This window comes from Mycobacterium sp. (assembly GCF_049673265.1).
Lineage (GTDB): Bacteria > Actinomycetota > Actinomycetes > Mycobacteriales > Mycobacteriaceae > Mycobacterium.
Map to the genome: position 1 here is coordinate 1 of NZ_JBATXN010000261.1, position 15,962 is coordinate 15,962.

At 63.3% G+C, this 15,962-nt stretch carries 19 protein-coding genes and 1 pseudogene; 8 read left to right on the top strand and 12 right to left on the bottom strand.

All coding sequences use genetic code 11. From position 1 onward, the window contains the following. Positions 1-44 precede the first annotated feature (44 nt). A pseudogene (locus WBF82_RS09130) lies at positions 45-347 on the bottom strand (acyl-CoA dehydrogenase family protein); the annotation flags it as partial. 110 nt (positions 348-457) lie between these two features. Here WBF82_RS09130 and WBF82_RS09135 point away from each other — a divergent pair. Then, complete coding sequence (locus WBF82_RS09135) at positions 458-916, top strand: winged helix-turn-helix transcriptional regulator (protein WP_424382728.1); 459 nt, start codon at positions 458-460, stop codon at positions 914-916. Here WBF82_RS09135 and WBF82_RS09140 read toward each other — a convergent pair. From WBF82_RS09140 to WBF82_RS09155, 4 genes are all read right to left on the bottom strand, one after another. After that, entirely contained in the window at positions 913-1,377 is a 465-nt protein-coding gene (locus WBF82_RS09140) for a nitroreductase/quinone reductase family protein (RefSeq protein ID WP_424382729.1), read from the bottom strand. The genes WBF82_RS09135 and WBF82_RS09140 overlap by 4 nt on opposite strands. A gap of 29 nt (positions 1,378-1,406) precedes the next feature. Continuing rightward, a complete protein-coding gene (locus WBF82_RS09145; protein WP_424382730.1) occupies positions 1,407-2,864 on the bottom strand; it encodes an aldehyde dehydrogenase family protein in 1,458 nt (485 codons plus the stop codon). Positions 2,865-2,963: 99 nt separating this feature from the next. After that, a complete protein-coding gene (locus tag WBF82_RS09150) occupies positions 2,964-3,683 on the bottom strand; it encodes an NUDIX hydrolase (protein WP_424382731.1) in 720 nt (239 codons plus the stop codon). Between the two features lie 109 nt (positions 3,684-3,792). Beyond that, a complete protein-coding gene (locus WBF82_RS09155) occupies positions 3,793-4,122 on the bottom strand; it encodes a PE-PGRS family protein (protein ID WP_424382732.1) in 330 nt (109 codons plus the stop codon). 317 nt (positions 4,123-4,439) lie between these two features. On the opposite strand from WBF82_RS09155, the gene WBF82_RS09160 reads away from it, so the two are divergent. Beyond that, positions 4,440-4,826, top strand: a complete 387-nt coding sequence (locus tag WBF82_RS09160; RefSeq protein WP_424382744.1) for an isochorismatase family cysteine hydrolase — start codon at positions 4,440-4,442, stop codon at positions 4,824-4,826. A gap of 1 nt (position 4,827) precedes the next feature. On the opposite strand, the gene WBF82_RS09165 is transcribed toward WBF82_RS09160, so the two are convergent. From WBF82_RS09165 to WBF82_RS09180, 4 genes are read right to left on the bottom strand one after another with little or no spacing between them, the layout of a single operon-like run. Continuing rightward, positions 4,828-5,154, bottom strand: coding sequence for a VOC family protein (locus tag WBF82_RS09165; RefSeq protein WP_424382733.1), 327 nt, complete (start codon positions 5,152-5,154; stop codon positions 4,828-4,830). Between the two features lie 41 nt (positions 5,155-5,195). Further along, on the bottom strand, positions 5,196-5,576 hold the full coding sequence (locus tag WBF82_RS09170) for a VOC family protein (protein ID WP_424382734.1): 381 nt from the start codon (positions 5,574-5,576) through the stop codon (positions 5,196-5,198). Next, a complete protein-coding gene (locus WBF82_RS09175; RefSeq protein ID WP_424382735.1) occupies positions 5,576-5,980 on the bottom strand; it encodes a VOC family protein in 405 nt (134 codons plus the stop codon). The genes WBF82_RS09170 and WBF82_RS09175 overlap by 1 nt, the downstream gene beginning before the upstream one ends. Continuing rightward, on the bottom strand, positions 5,967-6,776 hold the full coding sequence (locus WBF82_RS09180) for a helix-turn-helix domain-containing protein (RefSeq protein ID WP_424382745.1): 810 nt from the start codon (positions 6,774-6,776) through the stop codon (positions 5,967-5,969). The genes WBF82_RS09175 and WBF82_RS09180 overlap by 14 nt, the downstream gene beginning before the upstream one ends. Positions 6,777-6,882: 106 nt before the next feature. Here WBF82_RS09180 and WBF82_RS09185 point away from each other — a divergent pair, with 106 nt between their 5' ends. The 6 genes from WBF82_RS09185 to WBF82_RS09210 all read left to right on the top strand — a co-directional run bounded on the left by WBF82_RS09185 (position 6,883) and on the right by WBF82_RS09210 (position 12,768). Then, positions 6,883-7,149 carry a YdeI/OmpD-associated family protein gene (locus WBF82_RS09185; protein WP_424382736.1) on the top strand — a complete coding sequence of 89 codons (267 nt, stop codon included), beginning with the start codon at positions 6,883-6,885 and terminating at the stop codon, positions 7,147-7,149. A gap of 128 nt (positions 7,150-7,277) precedes the next feature. Beyond that, entirely contained in the window at positions 7,278-8,858 is a 1,581-nt protein-coding gene (locus WBF82_RS09190) for a cytochrome b (RefSeq protein WP_424382737.1), read from the top strand. A gap of 102 nt (positions 8,859-8,960) precedes the next feature. Further along, positions 8,961-10,319, top strand: a complete 1,359-nt coding sequence (locus WBF82_RS09195) for a WS/DGAT/MGAT family O-acyltransferase (protein WP_424382738.1) — start codon at positions 8,961-8,963, stop codon at positions 10,317-10,319. A gap of 127 nt (positions 10,320-10,446) precedes the next feature. Further along, positions 10,447-11,361: a metal-dependent hydrolase gene (locus WBF82_RS09200; protein WP_424382739.1), complete on the top strand. Its 915-nt coding sequence runs from the start codon at positions 10,447-10,449 to the stop codon at positions 11,359-11,361. Beyond that, on the top strand, positions 11,358-11,546 hold the full coding sequence (locus tag WBF82_RS09205; RefSeq protein ID WP_424079616.1) for a ferredoxin: 189 nt from the start codon (positions 11,358-11,360) through the stop codon (positions 11,544-11,546). Before WBF82_RS09200 ends, WBF82_RS09205 begins: the two co-directional genes overlap by 4 nt. Before the next feature lie 4 nt (positions 11,547-11,550). After that, positions 11,551-12,768, top strand: a complete 1,218-nt coding sequence (locus WBF82_RS09210) for an NAD(P)/FAD-dependent oxidoreductase (RefSeq protein ID WP_424382740.1) — start codon at positions 11,551-11,553, stop codon at positions 12,766-12,768. Between the two features lie 4 nt (positions 12,769-12,772). On the opposite strand, the gene WBF82_RS09215 is transcribed toward WBF82_RS09210, so the two are convergent. The 3 genes from WBF82_RS09215 to WBF82_RS09225 form a co-directional block, all read right to left on the bottom strand. Then, a complete protein-coding gene (locus WBF82_RS09215) occupies positions 12,773-14,731 on the bottom strand; it encodes a YhgE/Pip family protein (RefSeq protein WP_424382741.1) in 1,959 nt (652 codons plus the stop codon). 2 nt (positions 14,732-14,733) lie between these two features. After that, positions 14,734-15,417 carry a hypothetical protein gene (locus WBF82_RS09220; RefSeq protein WP_424382742.1) on the bottom strand — a complete coding sequence of 228 codons (684 nt, stop codon included), beginning with the start codon at positions 15,415-15,417 and terminating at the stop codon, positions 14,734-14,736. A 328-nt stretch (positions 15,418-15,745) separates the two neighbouring features. Further along, a partial coding sequence (locus WBF82_RS09225; RefSeq protein WP_424382743.1) for a hypothetical protein occupies positions 15,746-15,962 on the bottom strand: 217 nt, incomplete at its 5' end.

The following is a 15,962-nucleotide window of genomic DNA, read 5'->3' on the forward strand; positions in this document are numbered from 1 at the left end:
GCCTTGCCCTGGGGTGCCCACACACCCGCGGCAACTGCCCGTCAGTCGCCGAACAGCTCGTCGCGGCTGACCGGCGGCAGGTAAGCGACCAGCAGACTGCTGGTGATCGCGATCGACACGCACCAACCGGCCGATGCGTCCCCGCGCGCGACCTCCTCGGCGCAGCGCAACGCTGTGCCCGCGGGCAGCTCCAACGCGTCGACCTCGACCGGCGCACCAGCCCGCAACAGGCCCGAATCTCGCAGCGCGTCAACCAGTTCGGCGGGCAGTCTGCGGTCAGCATCGATTTGATCTGCCATGCCACGTGCTAGATCGGCGACCTCGCGGGCCCGCAACAATGCGGGCATCGCGGTGATTTCGGTGTCCTGCATGAGGCCTCACTTTGCACAGAAGACGTGGCGGTTCATTTACGTTAGCACTATCGGTTTAGTTTTTGAACCGGTACATTGGTTGAACCATGGATTACCCTGAACTTGCCCATCGCTTCGACGGCGAATCCGTTGCTCGGACGCTCGAGATCGTCGGCGAGCGATGGACACTGCTGATCCTGCGCGAGGCATTCTTTGGGGTGCGCCGCTTCGGCCAATTGGCTCGCAACCTCCAGATCCCACGGCCCACCCTTTCCGCACGGCTGCGAACGCTTGTGGAAAACGGGCTGCTGGAAAAGGCGCCCTACGCCCGAGAACCCGATCGTCACGAATACCACCTGACCGCCTCCGGACGAGACCTGTTCGCTGCGATCGTGGTGCTCATGCAGTGGGGCGATCAACACCTTGCGAATCCCGACGGTCCGCCAATCGTGTTGCGCCACCAGCCATGCGGCCATGTCGCCGACCCGGTTCTGGTGTGCGGCCATTGCCGGAAAAAGATCACCGCCCGCAACATCACCCCCGAACCCGGACCCGGCTTCCGCTAGGTGACCCGAAAAACGGGGTAGTGCTCGACGATCTGCTCGAAGTCCGTAAGCGGCGCGTGGCGGTCGATCGGGAAGAATGGACGTGCGCCCGGGGCCAGTTCCAGGTGACGACGCAAGATCGCTGCTCGTCTGTCGGACACGTCCTCCACCAGCGAAACACTTTCGCGCCGACCGCGTCGCAACACCGCATGGCCGTCGGCGCGCAGGTTGCGCACCCAATTGGTCTTGTGGCCAAGCATAGCCACCAGATAGCGCTGGCCCTGGTAGTCGGCGATCACGACCGGAAACGAAATCATCCGCCCCGACTTGTAACCTCGTACTTCGAGTGTCGCCGCCCCCGTCGGCCCGATGCCGGCTGCAAAACTCAAGGCGCCCAATCGGTTTGTGATACGCGCTGACCATCCAGGCCGTCCACCGCGATACTGCCACCGTTGGATCGCGCTTATACCTCCACGCAGCACGGCATCACACTACTGGGGTCACGCGACCGTTACATCTGCGCCCAGACGATCTTCGTCTGAAGGTAGGTGTCGATGCCGGCCTTGCCCGACTCGTAGCCCCAACCGGACTGTTTGTAGCCGCCGAACGGCATCGAGTGATCGAACTGCATCTGACAATTGAGTCCCACGGTCCCAGCCTTGAGCCGCTTGGCCAGTCGGTGTGCACGGCCGAGGTCATTGGTCCATGTGGTGGCGGCCAGCCCGTAGGTACTGTTGTTCGCCAGCGCGACGGCTTCGTCCTCGTCGTCGAACGGCAGGATCGTGACGACTGGACCGAAGATCTCCTCCTGGAACAGCCTGCTCGAATCCGGGTCGACCTTGGTGACCACGGTCGGGTGCACGAAATAGCCCTTGCGGTCCAGCCGGTGCCCACCGGTGACCAGTTCGACGCCATCGGATTTGCCCTGCTCGAGGTAGCCCAGTACGCGAGTGAGCTGTTTCTGGCTGATCAGCGGACCGACCATGGCGCCCTCGTCTTTGGGCCCGCCTAGTTGCATGACGTTCGCCATGTTGGCGATGCCGTCCACGACCCGCTCGTACACGCCGCGTTGAGCGAAGATGCGCGAGCCGCACACACACGCCTGACCGGAGTGAATGAACGTGCCGAAAGAGGCCATCGGGATGGCCAGGTCCAGGTTGGCGTCGTCGAAGATCACCACCGGCGACTTGCCGCCGAGTTCGAGGGTGACCTTGTTGAGGTTGCTGTCCGCCGCCGCGTGCACGATCGCCCGGCCAACTTCCGTCGACCCCGTGAAGGCGACCTTCTCGACATCGGGGTGCGCGGTAATGGCCGCGCCGGCGGTGTGGCCGTAGCCGTTGACCAAGTTGACCACGCCCTCGGGCACTCCGGCCTCGGTCAAGATCCTGTCCAGAACGAGCGCCGAAAGTGGCGTCTCCTCAGCGGGTTTGACCACGCTGCTGCAGCCCGCGGCAAGCGAGGGCGCGAGCTTGGCGCAGAAGTTGAAGACCGGACCGTTCCACGGGAAGATCAGCCCCACCACCCCGTAGGGCTCCCGCAATGTATAGGTGTGCATGTGCGAGTCGATACCGGTGAGGCCGCCGGTATTCACGTCACGCGCGATCCCATCGATCTTGGTGCACCAGCCGGCGTAGTAGCGGAACCACTCGGAACCGACCTTGGTGATGATCTGTGCTTGAGCCGGCGGAATGCCGGCGTTGAGCGACTCGAGCTCGGCGAGGATGTCGGCGTTCTCGTCGATCAGGTCGGCGACCCGCCACAGCACCTTTGCCCTGTCGTAGTCGGGCAGGCCAGACCAGACGCCCGACTCGGCAGTCGCCTTGGCACGCGCGACAGCGTCGTTGATGGCTTCGGGGCCGCAATCGGTGAACTCGGTGATCTGCTCTTCGGTCGCGGGGTCGATGATCGGAATCACGTCTCCGGTGCCGGGTCGCTTACGGATCTCCTCCAGCACAGCCTGCACCGTCATAGGTGGATCCCTTCTCGCCTCGTCGCGACTCTATCTATGTAGAGATAGCGCTACGAGTGTAGCTCAGACCCGACGCGGTCCACGAGGCGGTTGCCCGCCCTACTTCCAAGCGAAGACTGGTTGCTCCAGCTCGTCGACCGGATCGGGGCGCCCCTCCAGACATAGCCAGCGCAACTGCAGCAGCACCGCACCGGTCGGTGCGTGGATGAGGTCGTTCCCCAACGGAATTTGCACAACCGGCCGACGGCTTTCCGGGATGGCGATGAATCGTGGCGAATCGGCGCGCTGCAGTTGGTGGAGCCCGACTCGGTAGACCGCCACGACCTCGTCGGGCGCCGGTCGCGGGTCGAGCCGTCCGCCACCCCAGATCACAACCGGCGTGATGACGTATCCGGACCGCGTCGGATAGTCATCGAGTAGTCCCAACACGGTCGGGGCGGCCAGTTCGACCCCGACTTCCTCGTAGAGCTCCCGCAGTGCCGCGTCGACCGCGCTTTCTCCGGGGTCCACACGACCGCCGGGAAGTGCCCACTGTGCGGCGTGCGAAGTCAGTCGAGAGGCCCTGCGGCACAACAGGAAAGCGGCACCGCCGGACACATCGACCATACGGCCGTCGAGTCCGGCCTCCGGCATCGGGCGTCCCCCGATCCAGTCGTCGACCGGCGCCGGATCAATCCTGTCCTCTCCGACCTCTGAGTCGACGAGCACTACCGCCACCGCCGCGTGCCGCTTCATCGGGTCGGCAACGACGCGACGGTCGTGGCCTGCCAAACGCTCGCCGATCTGCTCGCGCAGCACCTCGTCATACGGGATGGGCATGCCCCGAGCCTAGGGCCAGGGCTATGCCGTCCAAACCCGCGGACTACTCGTTGCGTATCGGCAGCCGGAAAGCTGAACAGTCAGCCGATTGTCAAATGTTCAGTGATGGTCACCCGTGGCCGGAACCGCAACCGACGCCCGGAAGACATCCGTTACCGCCCGGCACGCCGCCCGGGCCCCAGAACTGGCCACCGGAGCCGCAACCAACACCCGGGACACAGCCTTGCCCGCCCGGACCCCCGCCGGGACCGTTGTCTTGGCCGCCGGAGCCGCAGGTACCGTTGGCGTCGCAGCCACCCCCGCCTGGGTCTTGCTTGAACACGACGTGGGTGGTCGGCGTACCAGTCATCGTTGGGCCGGCCACGAAAGTTTCAGCTGCTGCCACAGGCGTAACAGCAATCGCCGCAGCAACAGCTCCACCAATTACCAGAGGTTTCATCAGGTTGAATTTCGCTAACATGCGCACGGCGTACCCGCTTCCACACATGTGCAAAACATCCTCGCGGTGGTGAGATTGAACGACGTGACGTATGACATCAATCGCACCGGCCTAGTGGTGATTGATCCCTACAACGACTTCATTTCCGAAGGCGGCAAGGTATGGGATCGCCTCAAAGGTGTTGCGGAAGCCAACAACTGCGTCGCGCACATGAGCCAAGTCCTCAATGCTGCGCGTAGTACCGGCATCCGCGTCTTTTATGCGCTGCCCCACCGGTATGGCCCGGTGACTACGAGGACTGGACTTACATTGCGCCGATCCAGAAAGCGGCGTGGTCACGCGGGACGTTCGAATACGGAACATGGGGTGGGCAACTCCGTCGGGAGTTCGAACCCCAACCGGGCGATGTCGTCGCGCAAGAACATTGGTGTTCCAGCGGTTTCGCCAATACCGATCTGGATGTTCTGCTCAGAAGGCATGGCATTCATCAGCTGATCATGATGGGACTTATTGCCCACACGTGCCTGGAAGCGACTGTCCGGTACGGCGCTGAACTGGGTTATGCAGTCACGGTGGTCAAGGATGCGACCGCCAGCTACTCCGACGACGAGATGCATGCGGCCCTGGAAGTCAATATTCCTAACTACGCCACCGCTTTGATCTCGGCAGCCGAAGCCGTCGAGGCCATTTCGTCGTTGGGCTGACTCAGCAGCGGTCGTCGGTGCGGTGTGCGATCTGGAAGACGTTGCCGAATGGATCGCGCACCATGGCCCGCCTGTCGCCATAGGGCGTATCAAACGGCGCTTCCAGGCTCGTTGCTCCTGCGGTCAGGGCTCGGTGATAGACCACGTCCGCATCGTCGACGTAGATGTAGAGAAAAGCGGGGAACAGTTCGCGCTCGACGGCCGAAGTCACCATGACAACAGAGTCACCGATGCGCATTTCCGTCGGACGCCCGGATCGCAGCTGGCCGACGGCATCAAAGACCGCGCGCAGGAACTCGACCGCAGCGGCGGCGTCGCTGACGACCATCCGCGGTGTGACCGTGCGGAATTCCGGAGGTCGGTCGACCTTCATCCCGCGGCTTCGCTCATCGGGTCGTTGTCCCGATGGTTGGTGATGTTGATGACGTTGCCGTCCGGAGCTCGTATGAAGAACCGGCTCAAGCCCCATGCCTCCGTCGTTAATGGATGCACGATTTCGTAACCGAGTTCCTGGGCTTCTGCGTAGGCGCTGTCGATGTCATCGGTGCAGACCGAAATGACGGAGTCTTCAGCGGCGGTGGCATCGCTCGTTACGAGCTGAACGAACGCCCTGGAGTCGGCAGAGGTATACCGGGCGACCCACCCCATGTTGAACTGCTCGTTGCTCAGCCCGAGGTAGTCGGCGTAGAAGCCCTTAGCGGCCTCGATATCGGCCACCCGAAGGTTGGCGATGACTTTGGTGGCTTGCATTAGTCAGCCGCTAACGGTTCGCCGGGGTAGTCGCCGAAGGACCACAGGTTGCCCTCGGGATCGCGGACGGCGAATTCGCGTGCACCATAGTCTGTTTCGCCCAGCGGCCGCGCGACCTCAGCTTTATGCCCAAGCACCCGCTCATAGAGCGCGTCCGGATCGGCAGTCACGACGTAGCCGCCTGCGGTGCCGGGTTCACGGCACCACTCGCCATTCGGCTTGTAGCTGCCGAGCATGATCCCACCGCTTCCTTCTGGCCAGTGCAGTTGCGCATGGTCAACGGTGTCCCCGTCGCCGTAACGCGCTGTCAGAACGAAGCCGAAAGTATCTACGTAGTAGTCGATCAGCTTCGGTGCGTTATGAGCTTGCAGCGTCAGCCATACCGTCGGGTTAGGAGTAGTCATACTCCCAGTCTGATCCCGACGCGTGGCCGCCGTCTTGAATGTTTCGGAACTCCTCGGCAACCCAGCGCCGCGGCGGCGCACCCGCGAATCGGACGAATTCGCGGCTCAAGTGGGCTTGATCGCTATAGCCGGTGTCCATGGCCACGGCGGCCAGGTCGAGCGGCGCACGCTGGCGCACCGAATCGGCGATCCGCGCGGTGGCATGCTCAAAGCGCATCAGCATCGCAACAGTCTTCTGCGAACGTCCGACCTCGCGGTGGAATAACGTCGTTAAATGTCTGGCGCTCAAGTCAACTCGATCGGCAACTGCGCTCACCGGGGCTCGGCCGCGACTGCGCTGCAGCAGATGCCAAGCGTAGGCGACTTCGGGACGAACCGTCGAATGGTCGCGGCATGTTCGCATGTCCACCAAGTACTCGGCGATCAACGCAAACGCATCTCGCCAATGACCGGCGTCGCTTACGCGTTCGCGCATTTCGATGCCACGCCGCCCCAAGACGGTGGTGCCGTCGTAGTCGCTCAGACTCAGCTCGGCGCTGGGCATTCCGAACAGTGCGCGCGAGGCGAGCGGGTGTACCGCCAACTGCACGCCGGTTTGGCCATGTCGTTGACGCACATGCGCGGCCTGGGTATGCAATCCGCCCAGAAGCAGCGGGTTGGGTCGTGCCGTTGGAAGCGCTTCGGCGGTGTCCGCCGCCTCCACGCCGTCATCGAGGCTGACGATGAAGGTCAGCGTTGACGACGGCATGCCGCGATGCACGACGCCCGGAATCTCCCGGGCGCGGTATCCCACCATCGACGCAACACCGGGAGCGCTCCGCGGCCGCGCAGTGACGAATTCCCAAGTGCGCCCCGACTCGTCGGCAACCACGACTCCCACGGTAGTCGCTAGCCTGTCTTCTGTGGGCAGCCAGCGAGTACCGGGTGGGGTGGTGCACAAGATGCCCGCAGATTTGCGTGAGGCGCTGATCGCCAATCACGAGGCGCTCGCCGCATGGACCGACATCACGCCGTTGGCGCGCAACGAGTTCATCTGCTGGGTCGAGGACGCCAAGCAAGCCGTGACCCGAAAGCGCCGCATCCGCCGGACCCAGGAAGAGCTGGAAGAAGGCAAGCGCCGGCCCTGCTGTTGGCCGGGCTGCAAGCATCGCGAGCGCACCGGCCGGTAACCGGGCGCGACACTTCGAACCGATCTCTTTACCTGGGCGCAACGTAGTACTACGCTGTGTGGTACTACGCCACATAGTAGACGGCATGGCCGCGTAGCTGCGGTTTCGGCCGTGAGGAGATGGTCGTCATGAGCCTCAGCCTGGCGAATATCGCGGCGCGCCAAGCCCACGACATCGACGCGCGCTATCACCCGTCGGCGGCGGTGCGACGCCAGCTCAACAAAGTTTTCCCGACGCATTGGTCGTTCTTGCTGGGCGAGATCGCGCTCTATAGCTTCATCGTTTTGCTGGTCACCGGCGTCTATCTGACGCTGTTTTTCGATCCGTCCATGACCGAGGTCACCTACAACGGCGTATACCAGCCGTTGCGAGGTGTGGAGATGTCGCGGGCCTACGCGTCAGCACTCAACATCTCCTTTGAGGTCCGTGGCGGACTGTTCGTGCGCCAGATTCACCACTGGGCCGCGCTGATGTTCGCCGCCGCGATCATGGTGCACTTGGCCCGCGTCTTTTTCACCGGTGCGTTCCGCCGGCCCCGCGAAGCCAATTGGGTCATCGGCGCGTTGTTGCTCATCGTCACTATGTTCGAGGGCTACTTCGGCTATTCACTGCCCGACGACCTGTTGTCCGGCATCGGGTTGCGAGCCGCGCTGTCGTCGATCACGTTGGGACTACCGGTGATTGGCACATGGTTGCACTGGGCGCTATTCGGCGGCGACTTCCCCGGCGACGTCTTGATCCCGCGGCTTTACGCCATCCATATCTTGATCTTCCCCGCCATTATCTTGGCGTTGATCGGGGCGCATTTGGCGTTGGTGTGGTTCCAGAAACACACTCAGTTCCCCGGCCCCGGGCGCACCGAGCACAATGTCGTCGGCGTGCGGGTGATGCCCGTGTTCGCGGTCAAATCCGGTGCATTCTTCGCGCTGATCGTGGGCATCTTGGGCCTGATGGGCGGCCTGCTGCAGATCAACCCCATCTGGAATCTGGGTCCCTACCGGCCTTCTCAAGTTTCCGCGGGCAGCCAGCCCGACTTCTACATGATGTGGCCGGAAGGGTTAATGCGGCTCTGGCCGGCATGGGAGCTTTACATCGGCCATCACACCGTGCCGGCAACGGTTGCTGTCGCGCTGATTATGGGCCTGGTATTCGTCTTGCTGACCATCTATCCGTTCCTGGAGAAGCGGTTCAGCGGCGATCGCGCCCACCACAACCTGTTGCAGCGCCCGCGAGATGTGCCGGTGCGCACCGCGATTGGAGCGATGGCAATCGCGTTCTACTTGGTGCTCACGCTTGGCGCGATGAACGACATCATCGCGTTGAAATTCCATATCTCGCTCAACGCGACGACCTGGATTGGGCGCATCGGCATGGTCGTGCTGCCGCCGATCGTCTACTTCATCACCTACCGTTGGGCCATCGGTCTACAGCGCAGCGACCGCGCGGTGCTCGAGCACGGCATCGAAACCGGCATCATCAAGCGCTTGCCGCACGGCGCCTACGTTGAACTGCACCAGCCGCTCGGGCGGACGTTACCGCTGACGTACCAGGGCGCCCCGGTACCTACCAAGATGAACAAACTCGGCTCGGGCGGCTCGCCTGGCTCCGGCAGTTTCCTGTTCGCCGACCCCACCGCCGAGGACGCCGCGCTCTCCGAGGCGAACCATGCCGCCGACCAACGCGCCCTCACCGCGCTGCGGGATCGCTAGCGATAGCTGCCGGCTTGCGTATGCCTACCCGCAGCGGGTGTGATCTTCGACTGCTTTGGATACATGGAGAAGACCAGCTGTCACACGGAATGGGGTCGAACCATGAAGCCGATATCGCCGACGGATGCGCTGTTCCTCATCGGTGAGTCACGCGAACACCCGATGCACGTGGGATCGCTGCAGCTCTTTGACCCCCCCGAGGACGCCGGGCCTCACTTCGTCCGGGAGTCCTACCAGGCCATGCTCGAGTGCACGGACGTGCAACCGACCTTCAGCAAGCACCCTGCCTTTTTCGGCGGCGTCACGAACGTCGCGTGGTCCATCGACAAAGACGTTGAGCTCGACTATCACCTTCGCCGCTCGGCGCTCCCCGAGCCTGGACGAGTCCGCGAGCTGTTGGAGCTCGCGTCCCGGTTGCATGGCAGCCTGCTCGACCGTCATCGTCCGCTGTGGGAGGCACACCTCGTCGAAGGTCTTGAGGACGGCCGGTACGCCGTCTACACCAAATATCACCACTCGCTGATGGACGGTGTCTCGGCGCTGCGGCTGATGCAACGCGCTTTTTCGACAGACCCCGACGATGACGAGGTGCGGGTCCCCTGGAGCCTGGGCCCGCGCCAACGTAAGCCGGAAGGAAAACAACCATCTGTGCTGAAGCGGGCGAGCGACGTGACGGGATCGGCGTTGGCGTTGGCACCTTCCATGTTGAAGCTCGCACGAGCAGCGCTGCTCGAACAACAGCTCACCCTCCCCTTCCGGGCACCCCGCAGCATGTTCAATGTTCGGATCGGCGGCGCCCGACGAATAGCCGCGCAGTCCTGGTCGTTAGAACGCATCAAAGCGGTCAAATCGGCCGCCGGCGTCACGGTCAACGACGTAATACTCGCGATGTCGTCGGGAGCCCTTCGCGCCTACCTGATCGATCAGAACGCGCTGCCGGATGACCCGTTGACCGCGATGGTGCCGGTCAATCTGCGCAAGGACGGCGATGACGGCGGCGGCAACATGGTCGGGACCTTCCTGTGCAACCTGGCGACCGATGTCGACGACCCGGCAAAGCGGCTCGAGATCATCGGCACGTCGATCCGCGACACCAAAGAGGTGTTTCAGCAGCTGCCACCCGTTCAACAGCTGGCGTTGTCGGCGTTCAACATCGGCGGGTTGTTCTTTGGGCTGATCCCCGGCTATCTCTCAACCGCGTCGCCGCCGTTCAACATCGTGATTTCGAACGTCTCGACCGGTCGACCTGAGCCGCTGTACTGGCGTGGTGCGCGGTTGGACGGCAACTATCCGCTGTCGATCGCGCTGGACGGGCAGGCGGTCAACATCACCGTGACCAACAACGCCGACAACCTCGACTTCGGACTTGTCGGCTGCCGCCGCAGCGTCCCCCATTTGCAGCGCATGCTGGGCCACTTGGAGACGTCGCTGAAAGATTTGGAGCGCGCCGTCGGCGCATGAGCGCACGCCCAGCGAATTCCAAGGAAGCCGATCTGCGCGGTACGCATAGTCGGCTGTCGGGATGGGTACGTGGTGAGTGAACACTTGTTTCGGAACTCAATGACGATCCATGCGGGAGGAACTTCTCATGCCAGAGGTCGAACTGCACCACGACGGGCACCCGCGTTATCGGCGAATGGTGCGCTTCGACTGGTCGGAGACCCCGTTGCACTGGGTGCCCGACGATCCCTTCGCCACCCACATGATGAATGTGCTGCATCTGCTCCTGCCCGAGGGCGAGCGGCACTTCATCAAGGCCGTGCTCGAAGCGTCGTCGCTGGTCGACGACCCAGAGCTAGAGGCGGCGATCAAACCGTTTATCCAGCAGGAGTCCTGGCACGCCTGGGCGCACCAAGTGGTGCTCGACCATCTGGCCGAGCAAGGCATCGACACCAAGCCCTACACCTCGAGACTCCGCAAAACGTTGTCTGCGACCCTCGGTGATCCGCCCAGATTTTTCCCGCCGCCGTTACAGCGCTGGTGGTTGTATCGGCGTTTGGCTGACGTGGCGGCGCTCGAGCATTTCACCGCGATGTTGGGGCAATGGGTGTTGCAGAACCGAGGTCTGGATTACGCGGGCACCGACCCGATGATGCTGGATCTGCTGCGCTGGCACGGCGCCGAGGAGGTGGAACACCGCTCGCTGGTGTTCGACGTCTACCAGCACGTGTGCGGCAACTACTTCATCAGAGCCTTCTCGATGTTGATGACCACCCCGCTGTTTTTCGGGTGGTGGATTGCCGGCGCGAAATACTTGATGGCCCACGACCCGACCATCGATCAGAAATGGCGCTGGCGAGATTGGCTGCGTGCGGCCCGGGAGTACAAGTTGCCCGGTCCCTGGCAGCTCATGGTGACCCAGCCCGCCCGGTACATGCGGCCTCATCATCATCCGGGTCCCGAAGCGGTCACGACGATGGCCGTTGAGTACATCAAGAATTCACCGGCAGCGAAAGCCGCCCGTGAACGGGCTCATCTAGAAGGAAAGGTCGCAGTTCGATGAGAGTTTCTGTGGACCTTGACACCTGCGACGGCAACGGCGTCTGTATGAGCCTTTGCCACGAGGTTTTCGACGTACGAGAAGACGGGCTGCACCTGCTCCAAGAGCAGCCGTCGCGGGAACTACGCGGACCGTTGAGGGCCGCCGAAGTGTCCTGCCCCACCCAGGCGATAGTGGTGGAGGACTGACGGTATGCCCACAAACCGTCAGTTACAGCAGGTTGTCGTCGTGGGTGCCGGCGTGGCAGGGATGCGGGCGGCGGAGACGCTACGACAGGAAGGCTATGACGGCGACCTCACGATCGTTGGCGCCGAACGGCACTCCCCCTACCATCGGCCGCCGTTGTCGAAGAAGCTGCTCAGCGGTCAGGTGCACCGAGCGGGCATCGACATGGCGCCGCAACTCGACATGGATGCGCGGGTGCTCAGAGGCGCGACAGCGGTCGGCCTGGACATGTCCACACGTACCGTCCAGGTCCGCGACGACGGCCAGAACATGTCCTTGGATTTCGACGGACTTGTCATCGCGACCGGCGCCGAGCCGCGCCGATGGCCGGGCGGCCCGGCCCCCGAAGGCGTACTTCTGCTGCGGACAGTCGAAGACTGTCTGGCCATTCGAGAACGGCTCGGCTCGCGTCCTCGGGTCGTGGTGGTTGGCGGGGGATTCATCGGCGGCGAGGTCGCCGCGACCTGCCGATCGCTCGGGCTGGATGTGACGCTCATTGAGAAGGCCTCCGGGCCATTGGTTCAGGCATTGGGTGCGGAGCTCGCGCCTTGCTGGGCGAAGTTGCATCGCGAGCATGGAGTGGACCTGCGCGTCGGCGTGGGTGTCGACGGATTTGTCGGCAACGGGCACGTGGAAGCAGTTCGACTCACCGACGGTTCGCAAGTCCCCGCCGATGTCGTCATCGTCGGGCTGGGAGTCACTCCCACCACCGCCTGGCTGGAAGGCTCCGGTCTGCATTTGGACGACGGGGTGGTCTGCGATGCGACCGGTGTCGCCCAAGGCAACACCGGCGACGGCATTGTCGTCGCCGCCGGGGATGTGGCGCGCTGGTGGCATCCGCTGTATGAACGACATCTACGTACCGAGCACTGGGATGACGCCGGACGTCAGGGCGCGGCTGCGGCGCACACCTTGCTGGCCGGCCCCGAGCACGCCGAAACCTTCGACGCGGTGCCGTATTTTTGGTCCGACCAATATGACGTCAAGCTGCAGATGCTCGGTGTTCCAACCGATTACGATGCGGTGGAAGTAGTTGAAGGCGATGTCGACGACGGGGAGTTCGTCGCCGCGTATGGGCGTGGCGGCCACACCATCGCGGTACTGGGAACGATTCCCAATCGGCTGCATGCCTACCGCGATGCCATCAGCGACCGTGCGGATTTTCCGCCGAAGCGGCCGGACTAGCCTCTCAGATTTTTATCGACGGCAGCAGTCTGGTCAGGTTCCAGAGCTGATTGCGCCTGGCTGATAGGCACGAGATCGTCAGTGCGGCCGCTGCTATACCGATCAACACGATCACCGCTTGCCACAACCGAAAATCGATGCCGCCGAGTATGAGTTGACGTAATCCGTTGACGCCGTACGTCATCGGGTCAAAGCGATGCAGTACCTGGAATGGCTTCGACGTGGTCTCGACCGGATACATGCCTCCAGCGCTGACGAGCTGCAGCATGAGTAACGCCATGATCAGCACCCGCCCTACCGCCGGACCGACGAGTGCGTTGATCGCCTGAGTCGCCGCGACGAACGCACAAGAAATCAGGACCATAAAGACCAGCATCGCGACAGGATGAGCGGCATGCATCCCGAGGGCGAATCGCACCACGCCATACAGGATTATCGCCTGCACGATCCCGATCACCGCTGCCGGTAGATAACTGGAAAGGGCAACTCGAAGGGCGATCACCTCTGCGGCGATAGCGCGGTTTTGCAAGGGCCGCAGCACCATCCAGAGCACAAGCGCACCGAAAAACAGGGCGAGGGTAAGGAAGAACGGCGCCATGCCGGTGCCGAAGTTAGGTGCGGCGTTCTCATGGGTGGTTTCCAGGTTGACGGGACCACCGATGGTGTCGGCGACGGCCTCTTTCTGCTGGGGCGTCCAGTTGGGCACCTGCTTGGCGCCGTCAGCAAGCTTGGTGGCCAGCCCGGCCGATCCGGCCTTCAGTTGCGCGGTGCCGGATGCCAGCTGTTGTGCTCCGTCGTCAAGTTTGGCGATACCGCTTGCCAATTCGGCGTTCCCGGAAGCGAGCTGCTGGGCTCCGTCGCGTAGTTGGTTGAGCTTGTTCGTCAGCTCCTGTCCCTTGCCGCCGACTTGGTCGAGGGCCGGTTTCAGCGGGCTGCCCGGCGCACCCAGCGTGGAGCTCATCGCGATCGCGGCGTTTTGCGCGTCGGTGAGCTGCTGACGAATCTGCGGCGTGAATTGGTGCTGTCGCAGCTGATCTTGTATCCCCCGTAGCGCCCCTGCAGCGTTGTTCGCTACTGGATCTTGGCTTGCGGAAAGTTGATTGACCACCGAGGTGAGCCCGTTAGCGGCGGCGTCTTGCGCTAGGGCGATGGCATTGATCTGGTCGGCGGCCTGCTGCATCGCGGCTGAGCCCTGGCGCAGCTGTTCGGTGTTGCCGCCGACCGTCGAGAGTGCCTTGCTCACCGCGAGCAGCGGGTCGGTGGCCTCGTTGATGCCGTCGGAAAGCTGCTTGGCGCCGGTGGCAAGCTGCGCCGAGCCGGATCGTGCGGTGTGCAGACCCGCTGAAAGCTGACCGGCGCCGTCATCGACCCGCGCCGCTCCGTCGGCGAGTTGCTTCGCCCCGTCAGCGGCCTGCTTGATTCCTGAGCCAGACGAAACGACCACAGACAGCACCTGATTGACCGCCTGCCCGGATATCCGGCTCGATACGGCGTTGAGTACCTGGCTGATTGCGGTGCGGCCGATGCTCGTGGAGATGTAGTTGTTGGCGTCGTTGTAAACGGCGATGAGGTTGGCTTGCCTTGGTTGTCCGGTGACTGGCGATGCGATCGCCGCGCTGAAGTCGGGCGGCAACTCGAGCATGAAGTAGTACCTGCCGTGTTCGACTCCGTCGCGCGCCTCGTCGGGGTTTACGACGTGCCAGTCCAGGCTGCGGTCGGCCGTCAGACCTTTGGCGATCTCGGAGCCGGCGTTGAATTGTTGTCCTGAGACGACCGCACCGCGGTCGGAGTTGACGAGTGCGACAGGCATCTTGTTCACATGGCCGAAGGGATCCCAGTACGCCCACAGGTACAACGCTCCGTACACCAGCGGAAGCAGCATCAAGACCACGATCGCCGCACGAGTCATTCGGCTGCGGCCGAAACGCTTTATTTCCGAACCAAATGCGAGCCCGGCAAGCATCGTTAGTCCTTTCCTGTCAGCGTGCGGTGATCGTGTATGTCGTGGTCGGGGGCATCAGTGCCCAGCGGGTTGGTCACCCCGACAACGACCGTGCGTTGCGCGGCGATCGCGCCGAGCCGCTCGACGGCGATGGCCCGCCGCGAGTTGTCGCGAACCTGCTCGAGATCGCCGACCACGAGGATCGGTCGATTGGAAAACACTGCGAGAGTGATTCGCAGCAAGAACAGTTCCAAGTCGGACAGCTCCACGATGTATGAATCGGCCGACGGCACGGGCATCTGCCCAAAGACTTCGCCCAGTTCGGGCTGACCGGACTCGACCGGCACCCGCGCGTACCACGGCGCCAGCCACCTGCGCTGTTCGGCCAGCACGGTCTGCACTGTCACCGTCTCCTCGAGGTCATCGATGTCAGCGAACGCCGCGATCGAGCAGTGTCGGCGGATCGCGCGTGGTTCCGAATCCCCCAGCACGGTCACCGTGCCGTGCGTGGCTTTCAGCCGGCCGGCAAGTGTCAACAGCAGAGCTGTCTGGCCCGGTCCTCCGGGCATTTGGATGGCGTGGAATCCGGGGGTCAATGCGAGATCGATGCCCGAGAACAGTGGCCCGTGCTCGCCGTCCACGCCCAGCCCGGTGGCGGTGATCAGCGCGGCCGGGGCGGCAGCGTCTTGCTCGTCCTGTGCGTCCATTGAATTTGCTCATTTCTGCGATCGCGGACGTTAGGTCTATTCGACCAAAACGTGCGGCCTCAATGTGAGCTTGTGTCCGAATACACGGCAGTCGAAGTGCGTGGTTTACGGCACCGGCGCGCTGGAGGCGCGAATTGGCCACGGCCGCGCCGAGACCGGTGCTGCGCTGCGTCAGCTCACGTCGCGGTAGCGAACGTGCTGGAAAGCGCTGTGCGGTACGGGCGTTCGTCGAGCCAGGAGATCACATTGGGATCGGCACATGCCGAGAGAAGTGACCTGACTACCTCCGCATTTGGGCGACGCAGCCAGGTCGAGCGCCCTGCGCCGGTTATCCGGGACCTGGCGCGCCCGGTTCCGGTGGCACGTGCTGCCAGCCGTCTGCATCGGAATAGGTCCACCCACAGGGCGCATATTCCAAATGGAACCAACCAGAGTCGCCGGATGTCCAGCACTTCGGCCCATTCGGGTCAGGCGCGTCAGGGTCGGCAAGAGCGACGCCGCTGCCGCTAGCCAGCAGAGCAGCCGTGAGACCCCCGACAATCATG

Bases quoted from the DNA above. Each gene is read 5' to 3' on its own strand.
- WBF82_RS09135 (WP_424382728.1), top strand. From the start codon at position 458: ATGGATTACCCTGAACTTGCCCATCGCTTCGACGGCGAATCCGTTGCT.
- WBF82_RS09145 (WP_424382730.1), bottom strand. From the start codon at position 2,864: ATGACGGTGCAGGCTGTGCTGGAGGAGATCCGTAAGCGACCCGGCACC.
- WBF82_RS09150 (WP_424382731.1), bottom strand. From the start codon at position 3,683: ATGCCCATCCCGTATGACGAGGTGCTGCGCGAGCAGATCGGCGAGCGT.
- WBF82_RS09155 (WP_424382732.1), bottom strand. From the start codon at position 4,122: ATGAAACCTCTGGTAATTGGTGGAGCTGTTGCTGCGGCGATTGCTGTT.
- WBF82_RS09165 (WP_424382733.1), bottom strand. From the start codon at position 5,154: ATGGTCGTCAGCGACGCCGCCGCTGCGGTCGAGTTCCTGCGCGCGGTC.
- WBF82_RS09170 (WP_424382734.1), bottom strand. From the start codon at position 5,576: ATGCAAGCCACCAAAGTCATCGCCAACCTTCGGGTGGCCGATATCGAG.
- WBF82_RS09175 (WP_424382735.1), bottom strand. From the start codon at position 5,980: ATGACTACTCCTAACCCGACGGTATGGCTGACGCTGCAAGCTCATAAC.
- WBF82_RS09180 (WP_424382745.1), bottom strand. From the start codon at position 6,776: ATGGTGGGATACCGCGCCCGGGAGATTCCGGGCGTCGTGCATCGCGGC.
- WBF82_RS09190 (WP_424382737.1), top strand. From the start codon at position 7,278: ATGAGCCTCAGCCTGGCGAATATCGCGGCGCGCCAAGCCCACGACATC.
- WBF82_RS09195 (WP_424382738.1), top strand. From the start codon at position 8,961: ATGAAGCCGATATCGCCGACGGATGCGCTGTTCCTCATCGGTGAGTCA.
- WBF82_RS09200 (WP_424382739.1), top strand. From the start codon at position 10,447: ATGCCAGAGGTCGAACTGCACCACGACGGGCACCCGCGTTATCGGCGA.
- WBF82_RS09205 (WP_424079616.1), top strand. From the start codon at position 11,358: ATGAGAGTTTCTGTGGACCTTGACACCTGCGACGGCAACGGCGTCTGT.
- WBF82_RS09210 (WP_424382740.1), top strand. From the start codon at position 11,551: ATGCCCACAAACCGTCAGTTACAGCAGGTTGTCGTCGTGGGTGCCGGC.
- WBF82_RS09215 (WP_424382741.1), bottom strand. From the start codon at position 14,731: ATGCTTGCCGGGCTCGCATTTGGTTCGGAAATAAAGCGTTTCGGCCGC.
- WBF82_RS09220 (WP_424382742.1), bottom strand. From the start codon at position 15,417: ATGGACGCACAGGACGAGCAAGACGCTGCCGCCCCGGCCGCGCTGATC.